This is a genomic window from Ktedonobacter racemifer DSM 44963 (genome assembly GCF_000178855.1).
Lineage (GTDB): Bacteria > Chloroflexota > Ktedonobacteria > Ktedonobacterales > Ktedonobacteraceae > Ktedonobacter > Ktedonobacter racemifer.
In genome coordinates, this window is record NZ_ADVG01000005.1 from 101,970 (window position 1) to 123,894 (window position 21,925).

Annotated in this window: 19 protein-coding genes and 5 pseudogenes; 8 read left to right on the forward strand and 16 right to left on the reverse strand. The window is 53.2% G+C overall.

The genetic code is table 11. The features are described 5' to 3' along the window. The first annotated feature begins 196 nt into the window (after nucleotides 1–196). From KRAC_RS54475 to KRAC_RS80545, 4 genes and pseudogenes are all read left to right on the forward strand, one after another. Nucleotides 197–679, forward strand: coding sequence for a DUF4262 domain-containing protein (locus KRAC_RS54475; protein ID WP_007921847.1), 483 nt, complete (start codon nucleotides 197–199; stop codon nucleotides 677–679). A gap of 66 nt (nucleotides 680–745) precedes the next feature. Further along, a complete protein-coding gene (locus KRAC_RS54480) occupies nucleotides 746–1,282 on the forward strand; it encodes a winged helix-turn-helix domain-containing protein (RefSeq protein ID WP_007921848.1) in 537 nt (178 codons plus the stop codon). A 16-nt stretch (nucleotides 1,283–1,298) separates the two neighbouring features. After that, nucleotides 1,299–1,619, forward strand: a complete 321-nt coding sequence (locus KRAC_RS54485; protein ID WP_007921850.1) for a transposase — start codon at nucleotides 1,299–1,301, stop codon at nucleotides 1,617–1,619. A gap of 68 nt (nucleotides 1,620–1,687) precedes the next feature. Next, nucleotides 1,688–2,862: pseudogene (locus KRAC_RS80545) on the forward strand (ISAzo13 family transposase). Between the two features lie 159 nt (nucleotides 2,863–3,021). Here the strand turns inward: KRAC_RS80545 and KRAC_RS54500 are convergent. Next, complete coding sequence (locus tag KRAC_RS54500) at nucleotides 3,022–4,269, reverse strand: IS110 family RNA-guided transposase (protein ID WP_007921853.1); 1,248 nt, start codon at nucleotides 4,267–4,269, stop codon at nucleotides 3,022–3,024. Between the two features lie 412 nt (nucleotides 4,270–4,681). Beyond that, nucleotides 4,682–5,529, reverse strand: a pseudogene (locus KRAC_RS69965) (IS5 family transposase). A 559-nt stretch (nucleotides 5,530–6,088) separates the two neighbouring features. Here KRAC_RS69965 and KRAC_RS69970 point away from each other — a divergent pair. Further along, nucleotides 6,089–6,310: pseudogene (locus tag KRAC_RS69970) on the forward strand (aldo/keto reductase); the annotation flags it as partial. Nucleotides 6,311–6,353: 43 nt separating this feature from the next. Then, a complete protein-coding gene (locus KRAC_RS54525; RefSeq protein ID WP_007921855.1) occupies nucleotides 6,354–8,588 on the forward strand; it encodes a PAS domain-containing sensor histidine kinase in 2,235 nt (744 codons plus the stop codon). Nucleotides 8,589–8,889: 301 nt separating this feature from the next. Here the strand turns inward: KRAC_RS54525 and KRAC_RS80550 are convergent, their stop codons facing one another. Beyond that, on the reverse strand, nucleotides 8,890–9,507 hold the full coding sequence (locus KRAC_RS80550; RefSeq protein ID WP_083815299.1) for an IS630 family transposase: 618 nt from the start codon (nucleotides 9,505–9,507) through the stop codon (nucleotides 8,890–8,892). A gap of 146 nt (nucleotides 9,508–9,653) precedes the next feature. Beyond that, nucleotides 9,654–10,070, reverse strand: a pseudogene (locus KRAC_RS80555) (helix-turn-helix domain-containing protein); the annotation flags it as partial. A 413-nt stretch (nucleotides 10,071–10,483) separates the two neighbouring features. Here KRAC_RS80555 and KRAC_RS54540 point away from each other — a divergent pair. Then, nucleotides 10,484–10,978: a hypothetical protein gene (locus tag KRAC_RS54540; protein ID WP_157508242.1), complete on the forward strand. Its 495-nt coding sequence runs from the start codon at nucleotides 10,484–10,486 to the stop codon at nucleotides 10,976–10,978. 397 nt (nucleotides 10,979–11,375) lie between these two features. On the opposite strand, the gene KRAC_RS54545 is transcribed toward KRAC_RS54540, so the two are convergent. The 6 genes and pseudogenes from KRAC_RS54545 to KRAC_RS54565 form a co-directional block, all read right to left on the reverse strand. Continuing rightward, entirely contained in the window at nucleotides 11,376–12,161 is a 786-nt protein-coding gene (locus KRAC_RS54545; protein WP_007921859.1) for an IS6 family transposase, read from the reverse strand. Nucleotides 12,162–12,229: 68 nt separating this feature from the next. Next, nucleotides 12,230–12,460 (reverse strand): annotated as a pseudogene (locus tag KRAC_RS54550) (transposase family protein); the annotation flags it as partial. Between the two features lie 518 nt (nucleotides 12,461–12,978). Beyond that, a complete protein-coding gene (locus KRAC_RS54555; RefSeq protein ID WP_420795886.1) occupies nucleotides 12,979–13,362 on the reverse strand; it encodes a hypothetical protein in 384 nt (127 codons plus the stop codon). Then, nucleotides 13,353–13,586 carry a hypothetical protein gene (locus KRAC_RS77715; RefSeq protein WP_244422608.1) on the reverse strand — a complete coding sequence of 78 codons (234 nt, stop codon included), beginning with the start codon at nucleotides 13,584–13,586 and terminating at the stop codon, nucleotides 13,353–13,355. Before KRAC_RS77715 ends, KRAC_RS54555 begins: the two co-directional genes overlap by 10 nt. Nucleotides 13,587–13,612: 26 nt before the next feature. Beyond that, nucleotides 13,613–14,008 carry an IS1/IS1595 family N-terminal zinc-binding domain-containing protein gene (locus KRAC_RS54560; RefSeq protein WP_007921867.1) on the reverse strand — a complete coding sequence of 132 codons (396 nt, stop codon included), beginning with the start codon at nucleotides 14,006–14,008 and terminating at the stop codon, nucleotides 13,613–13,615. A 56-nt stretch (nucleotides 14,009–14,064) separates the two neighbouring features. After that, nucleotides 14,065–15,324, reverse strand: coding sequence for a GAF domain-containing sensor histidine kinase (locus tag KRAC_RS54565; RefSeq protein WP_007921869.1), 1,260 nt, complete (start codon nucleotides 15,322–15,324; stop codon nucleotides 14,065–14,067). Between the two features lie 308 nt (nucleotides 15,325–15,632). Between KRAC_RS54565 and KRAC_RS54570 the strand changes: the two genes are divergently transcribed. Further along, nucleotides 15,633–16,325 carry a restriction endonuclease gene (locus tag KRAC_RS54570; RefSeq protein ID WP_007921871.1) on the forward strand — a complete coding sequence of 231 codons (693 nt, stop codon included), beginning with the start codon at nucleotides 15,633–15,635 and terminating at the stop codon, nucleotides 16,323–16,325. A 359-nt stretch (nucleotides 16,326–16,684) separates the two neighbouring features. Here KRAC_RS54570 and KRAC_RS54575 read toward each other — a convergent pair whose 3' ends face one another. The 6 genes from KRAC_RS54575 to KRAC_RS70445 form a co-directional block, all read right to left on the reverse strand. Further along, nucleotides 16,685–17,545, reverse strand: a complete 861-nt coding sequence (locus KRAC_RS54575; protein ID WP_007921873.1) for an SDR family oxidoreductase — start codon at nucleotides 17,543–17,545, stop codon at nucleotides 16,685–16,687. Then, the gene (locus KRAC_RS54580) at nucleotides 17,533–17,760 is read right to left on the reverse strand and encodes a hypothetical protein (protein WP_157508244.1); all 228 of its coding nucleotides are present in this window, start codon (nucleotides 17,758–17,760) and stop codon (nucleotides 17,533–17,535) included. The genes KRAC_RS54575 and KRAC_RS54580 overlap by 13 nt, the downstream gene beginning before the upstream one ends. 219 nt (nucleotides 17,761–17,979) lie before the next feature. Further along, the gene (locus KRAC_RS80560) at nucleotides 17,980–18,789 is read right to left on the reverse strand and encodes a DUF4386 domain-containing protein (protein WP_007921875.1); all 810 of its coding nucleotides are present in this window, start codon (nucleotides 18,787–18,789) and stop codon (nucleotides 17,980–17,982) included. Between the two features lie 384 nt (nucleotides 18,790–19,173). Next, nucleotides 19,174–20,151 carry an NAD(P)-dependent alcohol dehydrogenase gene (locus KRAC_RS54590; RefSeq protein WP_007921877.1) on the reverse strand — a complete coding sequence of 326 codons (978 nt, stop codon included), beginning with the start codon at nucleotides 20,149–20,151 and terminating at the stop codon, nucleotides 19,174–19,176. A 259-nt stretch (nucleotides 20,152–20,410) separates the two neighbouring features. Continuing rightward, nucleotides 20,411–20,734, reverse strand: a complete 324-nt coding sequence (locus KRAC_RS54595) for a DUF4389 domain-containing protein (protein ID WP_007921880.1) — start codon at nucleotides 20,732–20,734, stop codon at nucleotides 20,411–20,413. 12 nt (nucleotides 20,735–20,746) lie between these two features. Further along, a protein-coding gene (locus KRAC_RS70445; RefSeq protein ID WP_420795783.1) for an IS630 family transposase occupies nucleotides 20,747–21,870 on the reverse strand; the annotation gives its coding sequence in 2 pieces (ribosomal slippage) (nucleotides 20,747–21,456 and nucleotides 21,456–21,870; 1,125 coding nt in all). Nucleotides 21,871–21,925 lie beyond the last annotated feature (55 nt).

The following is a 21,925-nucleotide window of genomic DNA, read 5'->3' on the forward strand; positions in this document are numbered from 1 at the left end:
TGTTCTCGGAGCGGCTAGCATTCACGAACCAAGCAGATGCCCAGCAAAAGATGCAATTGTTGATCTATTCTGCATCACGCTAAAGATCTATGAGTCTTCAGCGTGATTGATACCAATTTGCGTTCTGATAGAATAACGGAAGTAGCGCTCGGATGAAGCCTGCAAGGTCTTCTCGGACAAAGAAGGAAAATGAACAGTGAATGCTATTCAGCAGAAAATCATTTCTGATATCCAGGAACATGGATTTTCCATGATCACAGTGGGTGATCCAGATGAGCAGTTGCCGATGTTCGGCTACACCATTGGTCTCTATCACACAAGGCGTCTTCCCGAGGTTTTCATGATCGGACTGCCACAACAGTCATTGATGCAATTGTTGAATCTGATTGCTCAGAATATGTTATCTGGAACACCATATGAAGCTGGACAGATCACAACCGACCTCATCAAAAACGGCTTTCCCTGTTTCTTCGGTACTGTTGCTTCGATGTACTATGACGAATACGTCGGTCAGGCAATGAACTACTATGCTGTAGAATCGTTTCCTCTCCTGCAGTGCGTCTGGAGCGATAAGCAACAGCGTTTTCCCTGGCAACCAGAGGCTGAAGCATGGTTTCGGACACGACAACCGCTGCTCTTTAACCCAGCTTCGTATGGCTTCTCCTCGAAGGATGTCTGAACGCTGGTTTTTGCTCACCCACGTGCGTCTTCCACCATATCCTGTGATTTCTGGAGGTGAAAGTGTATGGCAAGAGTCACGAAAGCTTTAGCTCATCTGTCAGTCGAAGAGGTGAAGTATCGGCTCAAAACAGATTCCCGCCCTTGGTGTCGGCAGCGCTGGCTCATCATTTATAACGCCTTGGTGGAACCGCGCAAAGTTGAGGAAATTGCCAGACATTGTGGCGTTTCCAAGGCAACGGTCCATCAGGTGATCTCCACCTACAATCGATTGGGAATTGAGGCTGTCGAGACTGCTGGCAAGGGTGGCCGTCGCCATGAGTACCTGAGTATGCAAGACGAGAAGCAGTTTTTAGCCCCTTTTTTCGCGCGTGCTGAAGTAGGAGAGATTGCCACAGCAACCGAAGTCCAGTGTGCTTTTGAAGCTCTGATCGGTCGTGAGGTGGAAGAAAGTACCATTTACCGTTTACTCCATCGGCATGGATGGCGCAAGTTGATGCCACGCTCCAAACATCCTCAAGCGAGTAAAGAAGCACAGGAACTCTTTAAAAAACTTTGCAGAGCAGGTTCAAGTAGCAATTACCACACGTCCCCCAGAAGATGAGCGTCCTGTTTTGATCATGGCGCAAAATGAAGGCTGCTTTGGCCGCATCAGCCGTGCGAAGCGCTGTTGGGCACCTCCAGGAGTACGCCCACATGTTCCTGCCCAGGTGGTGCGAGAGTACACCTATGTCTATGCCGCTGTGGCTCCGGCCCTTGGTCTAATGGTCTCATTAATTTTGCCCGAGGTTTCCACCACGATGATGAATCTCTTCCTGGAAGAGGTCAGTCAGAGCTTCCCGAAACACTTCATTATCATGCAAGTCGATGGGGCGGGTTGGCATCAGGCTCAGGAGTTAGTGATTCCTACCAACATCTGTTTGATTAAGCAACCACCTTAGGGACTTGCGAAAATTAAATAGTCCTAGAGATGATATACTGTAGCGAAAACACGTCTGGGAGGCCAAGGATGGAACTGGTGCCGGAAGTCAAAGAGCTCCTCATCGAGACGGAGAAAACCCTCAAAGGGCACGCGCGCCGCCTGTTTATGGCGCGGACAGTGCAGGCCTTGGGGGAAGGAGGTCAGTGCTTGGCAGAACGAGAGTTGGGGTGGAATCGTGCGACCATTCGTAAAGGCCAGCGCGAACTGAAGCGAGGGATCGTCTGCGTTGATGCTTTCTCATCGCGAGGCCGCAAGCGCAGTGAAGAGCACCTGCCCAATTTGCTCACGGATATCATCGCCATTGTAGATGGGCAGAGTCAAGCAGACCCGCAGTTTCGCACCAACCGTCTGTACACGCGCTTGACGGCAACGGAAGTGCGCCGCCAGTTGATTGCACAAAAGGGCTACAGTGAGGACGAATTACCCACGGCGGAGACAATCGCTACCAAGTTGAACGAACTGGGGTATTACCCGAAAAAGGTGGGCAAGAGCCAACCCCAAAAAAACTGCCCGAAACCGATGCTATCTTTGCTCAAGTGAAACAAATCAACGAGGAGGCTGATGCCAATGAGCAGATCTTACGAATCTCGGTGGATGCGAAGGCGACAGTCAAGGTTGGTCCTTTTGCGCGGGGAGGCAAGAGTCGCATCCCAACCAAAGCCGCTGATCATGATTTTCAGCCGACGGCTACCGTGACTCCTGTGGGCATTTTGTTGCCCGCCTTTGATGAGGTCTTCTTCTATGGGGTGACCTCGAAAGTGACCAGTGATTGTCTGGCGGATCGTTTGATCGATTGGTGGGAGAGAGCGAGAGAGCGCTTTTCCCAGATCACCACACTCGTCATTAATCTGGATAATGGACCAGAGAACCACAGTCGGCGGACGCAGTTCATGCAGCGTTTATTGGAATTTGTGCAACAGTATCACATCAACATCTGCCTCGCGTATTATCCTCCTTATCATAGTAAATACAACCCAGTCGAACGCTGTTGGGGCATTCTCGAACAGCACTGGAATGGTTCCTTGCTCAATTCGATAGACACCGTGATCCAGTATGCCAGAACCATGACGTGGAAAGGAAAACATCCCACAGTCGAATTGGTGACGACTACCTATCAGACTGGCGTGAAACTGACCAAGGAGGCAATGGAGGCGGTGGAAACCCAACTTCAGCGATTACCCTCCCTGGAAAAGAAGCCATAGAAATTGTCAAGCCCTTGTGGGCCAAGCCGAAGAAACCCATCCGGGAAAGGGTAAAACAACGCTCTCCCTTGCACTTGAGGACAAGCCTGAAGCGCCTGAGAACGGCCTATCTGGGGGGCGAGGCCAGCGGGCTAAACCCAACTGCTTGACCTGTTGGGTTTAGCCCGCTGGCCCCGCCGCGACTTTGGTGGGATCATAGTCCTCCCCGGTCCTGAGTAAATAGGCAGCAATCACGAGCATCTTGCGCATCACCGCCATCAGCGCCGTTTTTTTGCCTAAGCCTCGTGCGAGGAGACGATGATAGTAGGCTCCAAAAGCCGAACCAGGGAGACAGGTACAGCGCATGGCAGCCATGTAGAGCATGCGTCGGACTAACCCGCTGCCGCGTTTGGAGAGCTTGGCCTGACCTTGCCATTTGCCACTCTGTTTGATTTCGATATCCATGCCTGCATAGGCCACCACCTGATCCAGACGCTGGAAACGAGCCACGTCTCCCAGTTCGGCGCGCAGGACCGCCACCGTCTTGGTGCCAAATTCGGGAACCTCCTGTAACCCTTTGGCTCCTGGATCGCGGGAGAGCCGTTTCCCCATCTCCTCTTCAATTTGCGCCAAGTGGGCCAGGGTGTGTTGCAGCTGTTCACACCAGATTTTCAAGCTGAGTGAGCGGGCTTCGAGCGCCAGATCACTGCTGACCGAATGCTCAGCTAACTGCACCAGCCGTCTGGCGGTCTGCTGGCCGTAGTTGCGAGGAGCCGACGTCCGCAAGACCGCCGCGATGGCATCTACCCCCGCTTCGCGAATGGCCTTGGCACTTGGATACGCCTGGAGCACAGTGGTCGCGGTGAGCCGACACGGGTCGGCAAAGACCTGGCTGAATTCGGGAAACAGCACGACCAGCAGGGCCTGGATCTCATTTTTGTCCCACGCGAGTTCATCGCTGAGTTGGGTATGCAGGCGCACCAACTCGCGATAGCTGGCAATCTGCTCATTGGGGACATAGCCCGCGCGAGCCTCACCACTGAGTAACACCCGTGCAATCGTAGTGGCATCCAACCGGTCGGTCTTCGCCCGCAGTCCTCGTTGCTTGGCAAACTCATGCGTTTGTCTGGGATGCAACAAACACAGATGATAGCCTTGCTGCTGGAGAAAGTGAAAGAGATTCTCCCCGTAGCGCGAGGTCGCTTCCAGGCCCACCACGATCTGACCGGGGTCCACTCCTAAACGGGCCATCCGTTCTTGGAGCAGCGCAAAGCCGGAGGCGGCATTGGCTAGCTTGGTCGGTTTGATCACCACCTGCTTCTGGGGAGTCAGAACGGTAAAGCAGCAGTCCTCGCTGCCGATATCAATGCCCACGACGTACGCAAACGACGACGGGTCAAGGAGCACAGAAAGCGATACTTCTGCCATCACACACCTACTTTCTTCTCACCATCACTTCCCTATGCGCTTTGTTTTCCTCTCTTTCAGCGGGACACCCTCCTACGCAGAGCAATCATGAACTCATCTTGGATCGGAAGTCATCGAGTTCTTACCGAGAACGCAACGCGTACCACAAGCCGAATCGACGTTTGTCACTCTGGCAGGCGGGAAGCCGTCTTTTCCTGGAAGTCACCATCTCGCGTACGAGACAGGCTACGAGTGGTTACCGTGGCCCTCCCGCTGCTGTTCCCAGTCTCGCAGATTCCTGGTCTCTCAACAAGTCCTCTACTCGACACCAATTAGTATATGAGTGGTTCGTTGAGATACGGTCTTCTCCGTCAGCTATCCGGGATAATTAATTATTCTTGAGCCCCTAAGAAGGTGTGCAGAATGACACCAGTTAGGGAGCGGCGCGAGCCAGCCTGGCCACCATCAGTTTACTCATCGCGAGAGAGATCAATGCCTCGCTACTCGAATAGGTGCCCTCATAATCGCGGGAGAGCCGACGGTTCTGGGTGATCCAGGCATTGGTGCGTTCCACTACCCATCGGTGGGGAAGGAGGTGGAAACCTGGGGGAATGATCGCATTCCAGTCGACTTCCTCCCCTTCTTTCACCCAGACGGCGCGAATGCCGGTCCAGGGATGATTCACCACCTCCACACGTACCCCCAGGTGCTCTTTGACCCACTGCTCTCGCGTGGTGGCCTGCATACCCGCTATCGACCCAGATCAGCTGGAGACGAGGCAGCGCTCCTTTCAGAGGCAGAAGCAGAACCTTGCCTCCTTCCCGCTCATCGATGTGAGCGTTCAGCACTTTCACCGCGATCACCAGCCCCTGGGTGTCAACCAGCACAAACCGTTTTCTGCCGTGGATTTTTTTTCCCGCCATCAAACCCGCGCTCATCACCGCGCACCGAACTCGTTTTGATCGATTGACTATCGAGAATGGCGGCACTCGGTTCAGGATCGCGCCCAAGGCTTACGCGCAGATCACGTCGCAGGGCTGCATTCACGTGTTCCCAGACGCCTGCCTGTTTCCACAGGCGGAAAGAGAGATACACCGTGCTCCAATGCGGCAAATCATGGGGCATCATGCGCCAGGCACACGCACTCCGCAGCACATACAAGATGCCATTGAGGATTTCCCGCCGCGCAATTTCCTGCGGACGTCCGCCTGGCTTCTCTCCTGGAATCAACGGCTCCAGAATCTCCCATTCTTCGTCTGTTACATCTGATGGATACGGCATCCGCAGAGAGTGAGTACTTTCCCATCATCCCGCTCCTTTCGATAGCTTTGCTCGGCTTTTTTCTCTCCTTTCTCTTTTCTATCGGCTAGTTTTCGGCTTTCTGCACACCTTCTAAGAAGAAATTTATGTCGTGAGGCCTCATCGCGCCATGAGGGTCTCTACAGACGTTTTGGTGGATGAGCTTTACCCATGTTTTGTAGACTTTTTCTCCGGTTCTATAATCGAAGTGTAACTTCCATGATTTATCACAATCACAAGCGAAAAGTGATGCAAGAGTGAGTATTACCTCATTCTCTCTTATGTGTTGATGGGCTTTACTCGGCATCTTCGATGTCTTTCTGGATGGGGCAGGTCGAGAAGCACATCTTTCTGGACGCATTGTGGCCGCGCGTACAGAGAATATCTCCAGGTTAGACGCCACGTCCATTGTCGAGAAAGATCGATGTCATCTCGGATCAGCGTTTTCAGTAGAAGGGTATTTGCCGCAATAGAAGGAGACTTGCCATGTCTGCAGGCTCTGTTCGCACCATCAAGTTCGTCATCTGACGAGGGGATCCCAATGCCTGGGCTGGGTACGTGGGGTATGGTCAAGGACTCACGGCGTCGGGCGGATGAGATCGCAGCGCTGCGCCTGGGCCTCGACCCTGGCATGACATTGATTGCTACCGCCGAGATGTATGCCGACGGCGCTGCCGAGGAACTCGTCGCTGAAGCAATCGCCGGACGCCGCAATGAGATCTTCCTGGTGAGCAGGGGACTACCAACCAACGCGAAAAGTGCTGTTCGTAGACTCAATAGCGTCAAAGGACAAAAAGGAGACGCACATGGCCAGTCACAAGCACATAGAGGACGTCAGCCCATCGTTGGACGATCGTGTCATTCACATCCTTGATTTGCTTCCTGACGCCCTGCTCATGGTCGATCAAGAGAATACCATTTTCTATGCCAATGCCACAGCAGAAGCAATGGCCGGAGCCACGAGGGGTGCATTTCTTGGCAAAAACATTTGGCAGTGTCCTAATACTCCGAGAGTTATCAACGCTCCACTCTACAACACCTTTTTCCAAGCCACACAAACACATACCCCCCTTCAGGTAGAGTATGTATCTCCTCTTACCCATACCTGGCGGCACGTCCACATTGCCCCCACAGCCGAAGGTGCGATGGTCCATTTTCATGAGACGACCCTCTACACGATGCTTCAGGACGCACTTTTCCAGAGCGAACAGTTACGCCAGGCCATCGCGGATGGCGTCCCTGCTGGTATCGCCATCCTGACTGCCGATGGGATTGTCTTGGAAATCAATAAGGTCCCATTGGAGAATGCTCAGGTTCAACTCGAAGACGTGGTTGGCAAGCCCCTGGCAGATGCCCCCTGGTGGGCCTCCTCCTCAGCGATGCAACAACGGTTACATGACGCGGTTGCGCAAGCGGGCAAAGGGGAGGTTGTACGTTTTGACGCCAGAGTCTATCCGAAAAAAGTAGGAGAGCGTGAGCTTGAGGTCACCATTACTCCACATCTTAATGCAAACCAGGAGGTCACATATCTCCTCTATACAGGCTTTGATGTCACTGAGCGCAAGCGGGCCGAAGCCGAACTTCGTTTCCTGGCGGAGACCATTCCTCAGTTTGTCTGGGTTGCGCGTGCCGATGGCTTGAGCGAATACCATAATCAACGCTGGTATGACTATACCAATACGACTCCCGAACAGGGATTTAGTGACAGGTGGGTTCAATTCGTCCACCCAGAGGACCGTCAACGAGTGCTGGAAGCCTGGTATACTTCAGTTCAGACTGGCACGCCCTATGAAGCGGAATTCCGCTTCCGCAACGGCAGAACCGGGGAATACCGCTGGTTCCTTGCCAGAGCCATGCCGTTTAAAGATGAGCAGGGTAACATTGTGAGGTGGTTTGGGACGTTCACCGATATTCATGACAAAAAGCAAACAGAAACCCGTTTGCGTCTCAGCGAAGCTCGTTACCAACGGCTGTTAGATTCCAACATTATTGGACTGGCCCTGGGTGATATCTATGGGCACATATATGAAGCCAATGAAGCATTTGCGCGCATGATCGGCTATACCCAGGAAGAGGTACGTGCAGGTCTCATACGTTGGGATACCATTACCCCCCCAGAATATCGGTACCTCGATGAGAAAGCGCTCAAAGAACTTCAAGAGTTAGGTGTTTGCCATCCATTTGAAAAGGAATACCAGAGAAAAGATGGGAGCCGCGTTCCTGTCATCGTAGGGGCAGCCCGGCTTGCAGAAGCAGACGGGAAAATTATAAGTTTTATTGTAGATATCTCGGAGCGAAAAGAACTTGAGAAAAGGAAAGACGAGTTTGTTTCTCTCGCAAGTCATGAACTGAAAACGCCATTAACCGCCCTCAAAATGCTTCTCTATCAGCTCAGGAAGAAGTCGAAACAAGAAGAGTACCAGGACGTCACGCGCATCCTCTCTCGTATGGAGGCACAAGTCACGACCTTAACGCAATTGATCAATGATCTGCTGGATGTCTCCAAAATCCAGATGGGGAGATTTGACTACGCTGACGAACCGATTGATCTTGATACCGTGATCCAAGAGGTTGTAGAAACGCTCCAGCAAACAACGACCACACAGACATTGCGCCTGCATGGAGCAGTCCATCAGTGCATCGTGGCGGATAAACGCCGACTCGCGCAAGTCTTCACCAATATCATCAGTAATGCCATCAAATATTCGCCTCAAGCGGACAGCGTTGATATCTGGGTAAGTGCATCGCAGAATACCGCTGTGATCAGGGTACAGGATTATGGCGTTGGTATCCCAGAGGAACTTCAAAGTACGGTCTTTGAACGCTTCAATCGTGGGAGCTACGGCGCGAGTGAGAAGGTTTTTCCCGGTCTGGGCATGGGGTTATACATCGCCAAAGAAATCGTCAAGCATTATGGCGGGACGATCACGGTGGAAAGTGCGGAAGGAAGAGGAACAACGTTCACAGTCTCTCTCCCTGGTGTTGACGGGAGAGCATGTGGGACCGTATCAGTTACCGCGCCGCCCCATGAAGGAGAGTGAGCGACGGCGAGCCCGATGTTGGGGAGTAGGATGGAGCTGGGGCAGTTGAATTGGACGCGTTGGAGGCGATCTATCCAGGCGCGCTTGTGTGTATGAGGCCTCACGACATAAATTTCTTCTTAGCGGGATGGAGAGAGGGAATGATGTCGGGAGGCCTAATCTAACAGCGTCCTTTTCAGAGCATGTGTTATCAAGGGAACAAGGCCATCCACGGCCTGCCTTTGACGTCACCTCGCGAACATAGCTTTACTATGCCACTCGCCCCCTTTTTGTGTATACGCAATGACCTTTACACAACAGCCTAAAAGCACGACAAGTCACACACACTGGAGAGAGTGTATCTTGCGTATCTCTCGGGCACACGTGGACAAGTAGCTTGAGCTTCACACTTGGCCATGACTTTGGCAGCAGACTTGGTAGACCAATTGAACGGATGCGCTTGAGCATTCCATTCGGAGACATATGCCATAAGCCGCTCGGCCAAGTGATCCACGGAAGCGAAGTCGCTGATGCGCAGTCGCTTCCGTTGGAGAATGCTAAACCATTGCTCCACCTGGTTCATCCACGAGCAATGCGTCGGCAGGAAGTGGCAGACGAAGCGTGGATGAGCTGCCAGCCAAGCCTGAACCTGCTTGCCTCTATGGATGCTGGCGTTATCGAGCACCAGGAAAATGCGCCGAACTGAGGCTTCGATCTCCCGATCGAGCTCGGCGAGCAGGGTGATGAATTCGGCTTGGCGTTTGCGTCGTGCCGTTCGAGCAGAGACCTTGCCTGTTCGTGTGTCAAAAGCCGCAAACAGGTGCAGGGCTCCGGCACGCTTGTACTCATGCTCCACACGGGTTGGCAACCCTGGACGCGTCGGTTTGGTTGGGGCCAGACGAGGGCGTGGCTGTAGATTGGTCTTCTCATCGACACACAGAACTCTCTCCCATTGAGCAAGCGGGCGGGGTAGAGCTCAACCAGAAACTTCACCTGCTCGGCAAACTGCTGATCACGAGGTACCTTGGGAGAGAGCCACAGGTGGGAGCGCCACGGCTTGAGTTTGTGAGAGCGCAAGACCCGCCCAACGGTTTCAGGGGAAATGGTTTGAACGATGCCGTCGGCTTTGAGCTTGCGAGCCAGGTCGGGACAATTCCACTGGGAGAGCGAGCGACCTCTGTCGTCAGGCCTTTCACAAGCAAGTTTCACGATGTAGAGGGCCACTGCCGGTGAAAAGACGGGAGTGCGACCGGATCGGGACTTCTCGTCCAGCCCTGCCACTCCACGACTGTGGAACCGCTTGGCCCATTTGCGTAGGTTGCGCTCTGTCAAACCGACCCATTTGGCGGTATGAGCATAGCTGTGGCCTTGCTCTAACAGCAACATCGCCCGAGCGCGTTTGGCTCGCCCGAGTGGCGTTTTCTGATGCTGCAACCACCCTCGCAGAGTCACACGTGTCTGCTGGCTCATCTGGATCATCAGTGCTGCGTGGCGACCGCGCATGTTCACCTCCTGGGGTATGGGGAAATCTGTTCGCTACTAGGTAAAGAACAATGCAAAGACCACTCTCAATTCCGACCCTTTTCAATGCCGTGCTGTACTCAGGAGGATTCGCCAGCGGTATCAATTTTGGTGATAAGCTCTTCCACCAAAAGGTATAAAAGATCCATTAAACTTATTGAATTTTATAGGTTGCCGGGATAAAATAGGATCTTAGGCAGACGAGACACAGGAAATATAACATGCAAATTAAGTGACTGGTTGGGTATTTTATGTTTGTGTAAGAGTGGAAAAGGATCCTTTGAGATCTAGGAGGGATGATGGCAACTCTCGTTCATTTTCTGCAGCGGCGATTCCAGATTAGCAGCTACATAGTCAGTCACAGTCAACTCCTCCTTCGCAGTGTGAAGACGAAAATGTTTCCAACCCGTATTGATGTGCTCTTTAAGCCAGTTGATTGGATATGTCTTCCTACCCACTTCAATGGTCTGATTGTCGAAGCAGCGAACCCAGAGCAAGCTCGCATTATCAGCACGTTATCAGGCATTTCGCTGGACCAATCGGAGAGCTTCTGGGTGTTGCGAGGAGGAGAGTGTGAAGGGTATGTGGTGGCGTCAGTGTATTTTATCGATGAAAGTACGCGAGAAGATAATGAGCCAGACATCTGGAATGAACCACTTCATTGGGAACGTGAATCGCCAACTCGTCCGGCTTACTGGAGGGAGCAGGGTCTGCACTACGGCATCCGGCTGTGGAAGGCTCCACCAAAACTGGATCTAGATTTTCTGGACATAGTTATCCTACACTATAGAGTCATCTTCGCTGATATGCCTGAGGAACTTATAACTGCCTTCATAGAGGGCATGAAAGCTGGTTACGCCCAGCCTCAACCTGATAAGGAACCGCATTGATACGCATGCTACCCTCACGAAATGTGTGGGATTACATGTATACATAATAAAAGTTTTTATACATTCTCGGTGGAGCACGCTGACACCAGTATGGTCGGCGAGGAGATTGCTTACAGATAGTGCATGATGGTAAATAAGGTGACGAGTGATCAGGTTTTAGGGCGAGGAGTGAGCAATCGGCGTGCGCCGCATCAGCGGCGGAAAGTGAGTGTACCGGAAGGTATCAGGGTTGTTGGAAGACCCTGTGCATACCCGACTTATCCCTGCCACATGGCTTGAATTCCGAAAGGAAAGGGGGAGTGTAGCATGTCGGGGTCAAAGGCAACGTAGGAGGAAGGGTTGTGTTGCAAAAATAAGAGGAAGAGAAATAGAGCGCGAGCGGTCCTCTCAACCTTTCTTAAGCGGCCACTCCAAACAGTTTGGCGATCAGCGCGGCCTGCCCTCTCACATCTCCTTTTTTCACCCCTTGCAGTTGCCCTTTCCTGATCATGTTCATGATTTCATATCCTTGTAAGGTTCGCCCAGCCGTCTCAAAAGAAAAGAAGCTCATCCCGGGTTTGACGAGACGTTTGATGAAACGATGATCTTGTTCGATCAGATTGTTGAGGTATTTCACCTGCCGCAGTTCCACTCTCTCAGGCAGAAGCCCAGCAGCTTTGAGGTCAGCAATAGCTTTGGGATAGGCGGCGTTTTTGTCCACGCTGATGACGCGGGGAGCCAATTTCCTGGCATCGTCGTCTGTTGGCATCGGCTGCCGCATCCCCTTTTCCTTAACCAGATCAGCAGGATGAATCGAACAACCAGAGGTTGGAAGGGCTTTGAGGAAGAAGCGTTTGGCAGCTTCAGCATCACGCGTTTGGCTCAAAAGAAACTCAAGCGTATTTCCTTGGGAATCTACGGCGCGGTAGAGGTACATCCACATTTTCTTTACTTTTATATACGTTTCATCAACTTTCCACGAGTCGTTGCAGGTTTTGAGGTGAGGGCGACAGCGCTTCTCCAATTCAGGCGCGTAATACTGAACCCAACGGTAGATTGTTGTATGATCAAGGTGCAGACCCCGTTCCAGCATGATTTCCTCGAGATCTCGATAACTCAATGCATACCGCAAATACCACCGAACACACAGCAGAATAATCTCAGCTTGGAAATGACGCCTTTTAAAAGGGAACTGCTCTGTCATCATGAATCCTCTTTATGCTTCTTTTCCGCTCACTTTAACAGATTAGCTTTCTTCTTGCAACACAGCCCACAAAAGAACTTGCGCACGTACAGGATCAGTTGCACCTGCTGCCCCGCGCAGGGCAGGTCTTTGACCATCCGACGATACCGGCTGTGCAGGCGGGTCGCTGGCTGCTGACACAGCGGACACAAAGCGCTCGGCGAGGTCGCGGTGACGTGGAGCACGAGTTGATCCTCGTGCCGTTCCATCTGGGTTAGCTCCAATCCCTCGCCCAATGGGAAGAACTGAGGTGTTTCCATGCCAGTATGGTTCTCCTTCTCTCCCTTTTTGAGAGAAAACGAACCACCTGGCAGACAATCTTACTCATCGCTTCCCAGATATATTGATGACTTTATCCCCAAAGCTGTGTCAGAGCCATCTTATGGGTCAAAACAGCAAAGTGGTCCATTGGCCTGATAAGCTGCTTGAGACAGTAGAGCTACAATCGCTGATGCGAGATGAAACCATTCTGTCACATGTTTAAGCTCGGACCAAATGTGGTCTTTTCGTCGTTTTGATCCATATCCTGTCCGGTTTTGACGAATTGCTGTTCTCATAGTCCATCCAGAAACAAACAGGACAGTGCATTTTCGTGCTGATGGACCAATGGACAGTAATTCTGTCAAAAATTGCGCCACAGTCATGTTTATGCGTCAAAAGCTGAACAATAACAATTTTAGGCATAGGTCTCAACTGGCCTGTAGAGCCAAGTGCTGGACAGGATATCCGTCAAGAGTTCGGACAAATCGATTGTCAAATCACAAAATGGGTAGTGACTCTATTGAGGAGTGGTGTAGAGAGAAGTGGTCAAGAACGCGATCCAGGACCAGGGATGGTCGGTGAGTCCCAAGGCCATGGCAGGAGTGCGTGGCTGATAGCGTCGCGACTCCGCAGGCATTGAGAGACGTAATGCGCGATGAGGGCGTATCCAGTTGTGTTCAAAAAGCTGCAGGTGGACCAGGGCATCCCAGGTAGCGTCCCGTTTGGCAAAGGCATGGGTCTTGCGGGTGAGGGCATTGAGCCGATCGCGGAGCATGCCGTTGACCCGCTCAATATGGACGGTTCCGGGTTGGGTGATCACCTCGCCCAAGGCGGCACGGATCTCAACGGAGAGCAGTTTCCCATGCTCATCACGATGCTTGATGGTCTGCGTCAAGCACACATCTGGAGGGACGACCAGTGGGGGCCGACCAGCTTCCCCGAACGTAGAGGCTGACGATAGGCTCGAGTGAGGATGGCGGCATACCCCCGCCAGCCATCGCTGCACCAGTGCAATGGGCAACCCTGCGTGCGCACTACCGTGAGGGTGACCGCTCGCTCGATGAGATCGTCACCAATGCGTCCAGTAGCGCAGGCGGCAATGAAGCGGCTGGGGCGATCTTGCACGAGGCATCCCCAGCGTTCACCAGCATCTACTTCATCGGGGGCTCCGTTTTTTTGTGCACGAAGGACCAAAACTCGTCGATTTCGACCGTCGAGAGGTGCAGGTCCTGCGTGAGGATGGCCGTCAAGGCTTCCGCATGCATGCTTGCTCGCCGCAACCATTCGCCAATCGTTTCATACTTATGGCCCGTGATCTCTTCCGCCGCCCGCAGACTTCCCCGACGCATCACGACCAGGAGCGCCTGGGCCACCTCGGCTACTGGCGTATGGAGGCGATACATCGGCGTGCCTTCCGTTTCACCAAAGAAGCGGCCACATCCACGGCACTCGTAGCGCCGTCGTCCTTTGCTGCTGCCATTGCGAATGACGTGGGGCTGTTCACATGCAGGGTTGGGACATGCTGGCAGGGATGGTATGGGTGTCATGGTTCGTCCTCCTGACCTCTATTTTACCACTTCTCTCAAGAGTCACTACCAAAACATCATGGTTTCGGAGAAACGGACAAGTCACAGGGAAGAGTAAGCGTCATTATCATCTGCGTCATCTTTTCCCCTTGTGTTTGCGCCGTCAGCGTTCCCTGGTGGGCCAGCGCGATCTGCTGAGCGATATAGAGTCCCAAGCCTAACCCCTGCGACTGCGCTCCTCTCGCAAATGGTTGGAACAAGGATCGGATCTGCTCTGTTGACATGGGTTGTCCCTGGTTTGTGATGGTGATCACGGCCCAAAGACCATCAGTGCGCTGCTCCTGGGTGATCTTGAACCGAATCGGGGTGTTCGGTTTCGCATGCGTGGTCGCATTGGAAAGCAAATTTTCAATCACTTGTTGCACACGATCAGGGTCTACCGTGGCCAAGAAGCTCGCAGGAGCTTGAACCCGAATAGGATGCTCTGACGTGTTCCAGATGGGGATCACATCTTCGATGATCTGGACCAGATCGACTGGCTGGCGATGGAGGGCAAACACCCCTTGCTTGAGGCGCTCCACATCCATCAGGTCGGACACCAGGCGATTCAAACGCAAGGTGGTCTGATCGATCACTTCTAGCTCACGGGCAAGCGTCTCCTGCCCCTCTCTCCGGGCACGCCGCCTCAGGAGATCGAGTCGTCCTTTGAGGGGAGTCAGATAATTGTGCAGATCATGGGCCATGATGGTCATTAACTTTTCCGCCTCCATCCGACGAGCGTGATCGGCAACCTCATTGGCGTAGTCCTCGCTGAGTTCCGCTCGCTGAATGACCATTCCCACCCAGTTGGCAACGGATTCCAGCGCACGCAGATCTGGTTCCTGGAAGGCATGGGGCGCGCTGGAGGAGACGAGCAACACGCCTCGACGTTCTGTCCCTACAGAAAGCGGGACGGTAATCTCTGATTTGATTCCCAACGATTCTTTCATTCCAGCTAGTTCGTGGGGATCATGCTGTGCCTGGCCCGTCAGGTACGGCTGCCCAGTTTGATAGACGTCTACGGCGCGCCCGCCTTGCTCTAAGGGAATACGATCAAGCCCAATCGCCTTTTCGTGGATGCCCATCGGCGTGACACTGGTTCCGAAGGCGATTAAGCTCTGGCTCCCGGGATCATAGAGGAACACATCGACCTTTTCCGCGTTGAATGTCTGGGCGATGAGTTGTGCGGTTTGATATATGACTTCATTTACCTCCATAGCTGGCATGGCAAGTAATTGCTGTAACAGTTGGAACAGCACGTCGGACCTGGATTGTTCGGGGAAGGGAGTTGATGACATGGCAACCTCTCCAGAGAATATTTCGCTGGTAATAAGATACTCTCTCCCTCAATCTCACTCTTTCTCCAGGCCTCTGTCGTCTTGCTTCAGTTTGTGGCCCAGCGTAAACGTAAGGTAAAAATCGGAGATATATCTGTTGAAATGGTGTCTGCTGAGGAGTTGATTATGCGAACACAGCTGACTTGCAGGAAATTTTATAGATGAGATAGCGGCCGAGGAACCTTATAATCTAAGAAGAAGTGAGAAGCATTTTTTGTTGCGCCTCAATATGTTGGGAGACTTCTCTCACGATATTTAGGAAGTTCTCGATGAAAGACGAGGGATGCTCTCGTTTCGGGGCGAATTGCCCGCCCAGAGGGCAAAAGCTGCTCACTTCGTGGATCTGGCTCACTCTTGATACTGCTCTGGAGATCGGGAAAGGGTGGGTTACCCACGTGCAGGAGGAGAGGATCAGGGACGTGGTGGTGTGCTGGCGCGCATGGGACTGGCGCTCTGGGCGTGTAACGAACAGCCTGGCGCCACCAGGATGGCATTGTTCGATCGAAACATTCTCTCTCGTTCCGCTTCTCGAACAACTCCGCGCACAGCAGATCTCCCTGCATGATCTTCAGTGGTGCCAATTTGAGGAGGTCGTTGCTGAGTTGTTGGACAAGGATGGATTTGAAGTTCAATTGGGACGCGGCTCAAAACATAATGGGGTTGATATCATCGCAATCAAAGCTGACCCCATTCACTGTGAGTTTATGTCTATTTGGCAAGCCAAAAAGCATGAAAGACACAATAAAGTTGAAGTTGGCGTCATTAAAGAATTGGCGTACACCCGTGATCAGCTCAAAGCCACGAAAGGAGTTATTGTAACGACAACGTCTCTTACGAGAGGCGCGATGACCCTCATTGAACAGGAACGCCATCGTCTCCATAAAGTAGATGGCAACGATCTCTTCACCTGGATACAAAAGACACGTTACCAAATTAACCGCAACCGCCTGCCTGATGCATAACGACGCGGTTAAATTCGTATCATAAAGAATATGCTTGTTTTTCTGATGGTTCTTATTGCTCAAGCTCAAATAGAAAATACACTCCAACTCTTTGAAGCGCTCAAAGCTGTGCCTGATCCGTTATTTGACGATGAATAGTGGGCGCTCTATTCTTTGCGCAAAATTGAATTGCGAGGCCCGAGGGCCCAGGAGGGCAGAAATACTCGGCATTGCGGCCCGCTGGGCAAGCACCTGGCAATCGCCTTACGAATCGTCTTCTGGCCGTCAGAGATCACCCCTCGGATCGGTACGGGGAGTGCTTCTTTGACTTCATGCAGTAAAGCAGAGAGGTCTCTTTGCGTACTGCTGAGCAGGGGAACCTACACGTTCACCAGCTTTGCGCTCTGCTCCCACATTTGTCGCTGGAGCGACTCGTCATAGGAGATTGAGGCTGACCGCTTGGGAATGCTCTTCACAAAGTATTGGCCGGTGACGCCTTCCACCTGGGGTGAGGAGGCCAGGTAGATCGATGTTTTCGCCCCCTCTTGCGGGCTCGTGCCAAAGCTCCCGATCCCCTTCACGAGAAGGCGAACAGCGGGCCCTACATCCCTCTGCCCGATATGCGTCGCCACGAAGCCAGGATGCAGGCAGTTGGCCGTCACCCCTGTTCCCTGCAGTCTGCGTGCTAGTTCATAGGTGAACAGCACCACAGCAAGCTTGGATTGCTCGTAGGCACGCATGGACCTGTGGTGTTCCGCCTGCAAATCATCCAGCTGAATATAGCCCGCTTCATGCGAATTAGAACTGACATTGACAATCCGTGCTGGCGCGCTGGCTTTGAGCACATTGAGCAGCAAATGGGTCAACAGGAAAGGTGCCAGATAGTTCACGGCGAACGTCATCTCCAATCCATCCATGGTTTCTCGCCGCCGTCCAGTGAAGGCCGCTCCCGCATTATTGATCAGCACATGCAGGTGCGTGTAGTGGTGCTGAAAGTTCTCGACGAGTTGTCGTATGGACTGTTGCGATGACAGGTCTGCTTGCAGGAGATCAACCGTGTTATTCCTGCTTTTCGTGGTGATCTCGCTTCTGGCTTCCTCGCCTCTGGCACGGTCCCGGCAGACCATGACGACGGTTGCACCCATCTGTGCCAGCGCCAGCGCGGTTGCTTTCCCGATACCTGAATTGGCGCCGGTCACCATGCAGATCTTCCCTTGCATACTGCTATTCACTGTTGGCATGATGCGATCCTTTCATAGCTCTCTTTCATCCGCACCACCGGTGACGTGCTGGCCTGCTCTGCCATGATCTCCTGGTCAAGCAGCCCAAAACCGCTCTCAATCAGTTCTTTCAGCCGCGTAACGAAGCCTGCGACTGGCACGCCGTCGATGATATCGTGATTCAGACTGACGGTCAGACACCGATACTTGCGGATGGCGCTGTCATGACCTTTCACCGTTTCAAATACTGATGCAGCGAAAAGAATGCCAGACACTTGATAGACGCCGAGTCTGAGGTGATCTTCTCCTTCCTGGTCGCCTGGCTGTGGCGAGGCTCGGGCTTGAACCTGGTCCAGATCATCGGGGCGGCCATTGTGCTCGTGGGCATCATCCTGACCCAGACGGCCCGCGCCAATAAGGTTATTGACGCGGGCCTTGCATACCGAACTTCGCCGCTACCGTGCGACGGGCATTCTGTCACTGGCGGTCACGTTGAATCCCCTCGCGAAGAGCCAGATCGGCAGGAGGAGTTCGAACAGGCCTCCGGGAACGAGCCCGACCAGTCCCAGGCCAGCCACCGTGTCGATGAGGCCCAGCATGTCCAGCACCGCTACCAGCAGCAACGCCACGTAGCCGATGAGACCGAGCACCGACAGCCCTCGGGGAACGAGCCTGGTCCTGAGCAGCATGTAGCTAAGCATCAAGCCGCCGACGGCGGTGTAAAGGTAGACGAGCATCAGTGTCCAGTGGCGCAACGCGACGAGAAGGGTGCCGAGCGTTTCACTATTCGCCCCGTTTGCGGTCGTTGTACTCAGGGTCACCAGCAAGAGCCCACCGAGACCAAAACCGACGACAGCTATGGCGAGTTCCGCAATCCTCATGCCCGCGTAGCCAAGAGCGAGCGCCGGATGCTGCTGTTTCAGGATCGGATACAGCGCGACTGTGATTCCGACGGTGGCGGTCCCTTCGATGAGCCCAATCAGCGTTGCTGCGATCATGAGCTGCGAGTGGTCGCTGACCTCGGCCAGGAAGTTGTGGGAGCCCAGGAGTGGTGTGATCAGCGCATTGCTGAGGATGAATGTCGCGGTCGAAATGAGAAACAGCGCTCCCACGAGCACGGCGGTTCTTCTGCTTGGGTTCATGCCTTCCTCTTTTCGTTCAAGAACATCGGGTGAACCATGTGTGTGAGAAACAATCGCTTTCATGTGTGTCTCCTCCTTCATCATGCCTTTGGGTGAAGTGGTTTGTGTTTTCGTTTGTGTCATGCGTGTTCTCCTTCTTCACGTTCTGCTGCGATGTTTTCTTGAGACATCGCATACCTACTTTCTTCCATCAAACGCCTGTGGTGAGAGCGACCGCCTTCTGGACACCCGCCGCGATCGGGTCAGGTAGCAGCAAGAGGGAGCTCTCTGTCAACGCATCATCAGGGCTTTTGGCAAACCTCAAGTATGCCTGCCAAGACTGGGACAGGAAGCATTGATGTGCGCTCAAAACGAAGGCCAACACGCTCAGTCTTGATGGTCAAGGGTGAAGAATGCCCAACATGTGGCTTCTTCCATCGACGCCTTGTACATTGGTATTCTTTTGGAAGAAAGACAGGGAGGAGCAATGGTCAGCAACTCACGCGGAGAACGGTGGGCGCGTTCAATTTATGCCACTGTGATAACGACTTTTCCTTGGGCGTGTCCTTTTTCAAGATACCGGATAGCCTCAGCAGTCTCACGTAACGGGTAACGTCTATCGATCACCGGGAAGACTTTTCCAGCTTCAAGAAGCTCTTTCATGAAAACCAAATCCTTCTGGTTTGGTTTCGCCACCCCCATGGAACCCATTTTCTGTCTCCCAATCATTGAAATCAATGGCCCCAGGAGCATGGCTTGGAATAAATGAGCATTGGAACCTCCGACCATGACATACATTCCCCTAGGGCTTAATGCACGCCTATACTCTAAAATCGAATGATATCCGTTCACGGCCAGAATCAGATCATACCGCTGCCCATTTTTGGTGAAATCTTCCTGGGTGTAATCAATGACCTGGTCTGCCCCAATCGAGTGCACCATGTCCACATTCCTCGTGCTGCACACGCCAGTCACTTCAGCCCCGAACGATTTGGCAATCTGCACCGCAAACGTCCCCACACCACCACCCGCACCATGAATCAACACCTTTTGTCCTGGCTTTATCTGTCCTTTAGCGCGAAGACCCTGCAGGGCGGTGACGGCCGCGAGAGGGACAGCCGCTGCTTGCTCGAATGTCACATTGGCTGGTTTCAACGCCACTGCATCTTCACGAGCACACACATACTCGGCAAAAGTGCCCCAACCACACGTAGTCAAATCCCCGAATATCTCATCACCTGGCTGAAGCTGCGTGACGTTCCTGCCAACCGCTTCCACTCGCCCCGCCATGGCAGCTCCGAGTATCTTGTTTTTTGGTTTGAGAAGCCCAAAGCCCATGAGGCGCATCAAGAACGGTTTCCCTCTCAGGAGATGCCAGTCAGCTGCATTGACGGATGCCGCATGAACTTGTACCAGGACTTCATGGTCCTGGGGAGTAGGTCTTTCTACCTCTTTGAGCTGAAGAACATCCGGTGATCCGTAGTGTGTGTGTACAATTGCTTTCATGGTGGCTCCACTCGCGACCTGAAACGCTTCACGGTCTCCTTGAAACTGGTCTGCTCGTGGGGTCTTTGGATCGGTCTGTGTCATAACTATGCTGCTCTTTCTACTGCTGCCAGGTCACTTTTCCTGTCCAGCAGCATTTCCAATACGACGTGAGTATTCGGCGAGAAGGCTCACTAAAGGTACGTCGATGCCTACCACGAACCCTCAGCCCGGGATGCCCGCCGACTCATACTCTCGTTCTTTGAACGCCATCTCCAGCTCACAAACTCAACCGAAAAGGTGGGTACTGGTCGGTGACCAGGACGAGTGCGTAGGCAGCGACCCGGCTATTCCAACGGATGACGCCCTCCACGAAATCGAACATCCTCCTGGGATAGTGCCCAGTGAACAGGATGGCGAACCAGGCGATAATCACCACCACGACCAGCGCAATGTTCAGGAAGAACAGCATCACGTAGTGAGGGATAGCTAGGAACCACTTCACCAGAGGAAGCCACCTGTTGAGCTCGCGCTCCGCGTCGGGGTAAGCATAGTCCAGATGCACGGACTGGTGATCGGTGGTGGAGGGGTACCGATCGTCCATCAGGGCTAGTAGTCAGTCCAGTTTGTTATTGATGGCAGGATAGAGATCATGGAGCGTGTCCCGAGCATCGTTGCAGGTAAACCGCCACGAAATGGTACAACGCAGAGCATTGCGCTCTGCCTGCAATGTCGCGATGCGCTGGCGCAACTCCGTCAGACTTCGCACTCGACGCGAGAGGCAGCCACGAGCAAAGATACCGATCTCAATTTCTGCCATGTTGAGCCAACTTCCATGTTTGGGCGTGTAATGAAACTCCACCCGCTGCAAAATGCGCCTGGCCTCTGCGGGCTCAAAGGCTTCGTAGAGAGCCGCTGCGGTATGGGTATTAAGATTATCCTGCACGAGGCGAATGTACTCGGCGTGCGGATAGACCTCATCGACCAACCATCGGATGCAGTGCGCATAATCAATCTTCGTCCGCCGCTGGGTCATCTCGACGTGACGCCAGCCCGCAAGCGGCTCGACAAAGAAAAACAAATTGGCGGTGCCCAAACGCTCATACTCATAATCGATGCGTTCAACGTGCCCTGGTTCCATCGGCAGAGGAGGCCGCACGTCGGCCTCTGGGGCCACCAGTTTCTCGTCAAAACAAACGGTTGGATAGCGTGGATCGTAGTCTTCCTCGTACAGATCGAGGACGTCTTCCATGGCCGCGACAAACTCGGCTCCTACCGTTGGAATGCACCAGTGCTCGTGTTGCCAGGGTTTGAGTTCGTTTTTTTCAGGAGCTGGCGAATGGTTTCTGGCGAGATCGATTCGACAAAGCCCAGTTCAACGACTTTGCCTGCCAGCAAGCGCAGCGTCCAATGGTCATGTCCATCAGGAACTGGACTGCACGCAATGGCAATCAAATGGGCGGCTTGTCCTCCCGTGAGTGCCTGCCGATGGCGCTGCTGCCGCTTGTCGTGCAGAACCGCTTCGAGTCCTCCTTGTAGGTACAACTGTCGAACACGAATGGAGGTATTGCGGCTGATATCGAAGGCGTCACAGATCTGTTGGTCGGTCCAGCCTTCAGCAGCTTTGAGCAAGACGCGTGCCCGGGTAAACGTGCGAGCATTGGCTTTGCCTGCATGGATGAAGGTTTGCAGCGAGGCGCGATCGGATTCGGACAACGCGACGGGAATGGGATGCTTCATGGCGGGCTCCTTGCTTTTCCATCAGTATCTCACTCCTGTCAATTCCAATTTGGAC

Bases quoted from the DNA above. Each gene is read 5' to 3' on its own strand.
- KRAC_RS54480 (WP_007921848.1), top strand. From the start codon at position 746: ATGGCAAGAGTCACGAAAGCTTTAGCTCATCTGTCAGTCGAAGAGGTG.
- KRAC_RS54485 (WP_007921850.1), top strand. From the start codon at position 1,299: ATGGCGCAAAATGAAGGCTGCTTTGGCCGCATCAGCCGTGCGAAGCGC.
- KRAC_RS54500 (WP_007921853.1), bottom strand. From the start codon at position 4,269: ATGGCAGAAGTATCGCTTTCTGTGCTCCTTGACCCGTCGTCGTTTGCG.
- KRAC_RS54525 (WP_007921855.1), top strand. From the start codon at position 6,354: ATGGCCAGTCACAAGCACATAGAGGACGTCAGCCCATCGTTGGACGAT.
- KRAC_RS54540 (WP_157508242.1), top strand. From the start codon at position 10,484: ATGTTTCCAACCCGTATTGATGTGCTCTTTAAGCCAGTTGATTGGATA.
- KRAC_RS54545 (WP_007921859.1), bottom strand. From the start codon at position 12,161: ATGACAGAGCAGTTCCCTTTTAAAAGGCGTCATTTCCAAGCTGAGATT.
- KRAC_RS54560 (WP_007921867.1), bottom strand. From the start codon at position 14,008: ATGACACCCATACCATCCCTGCCAGCATGTCCCAACCCTGCATGTGAA.
- KRAC_RS54565 (WP_007921869.1), bottom strand. From the start codon at position 15,324: ATGTCATCAACTCCCTTCCCCGAACAATCCAGGTCCGACGTGCTGTTC.
- KRAC_RS54570 (WP_007921871.1), top strand. From the start codon at position 15,633: ATGAAAGACGAGGGATGCTCTCGTTTCGGGGCGAATTGCCCGCCCAGA.
- KRAC_RS54575 (WP_007921873.1), bottom strand. From the start codon at position 17,545: ATGCCAACAGTGAATAGCAGTATGCAAGGGAAGATCTGCATGGTGACC.
- KRAC_RS80560 (WP_007921875.1), bottom strand. From the start codon at position 18,789: ATGACACAAACGAAAACACAAACCACTTCACCCAAAGGCATGATGAAG.
- KRAC_RS54590 (WP_007921877.1), bottom strand. From the start codon at position 20,151: ATGAAAGCAATTGTACACACACACTACGGATCACCGGATGTTCTTCAG.
- KRAC_RS54595 (WP_007921880.1), bottom strand. From the start codon at position 20,734: ATGGACGATCGGTACCCCTCCACCACCGATCACCAGTCCGTGCATCTG.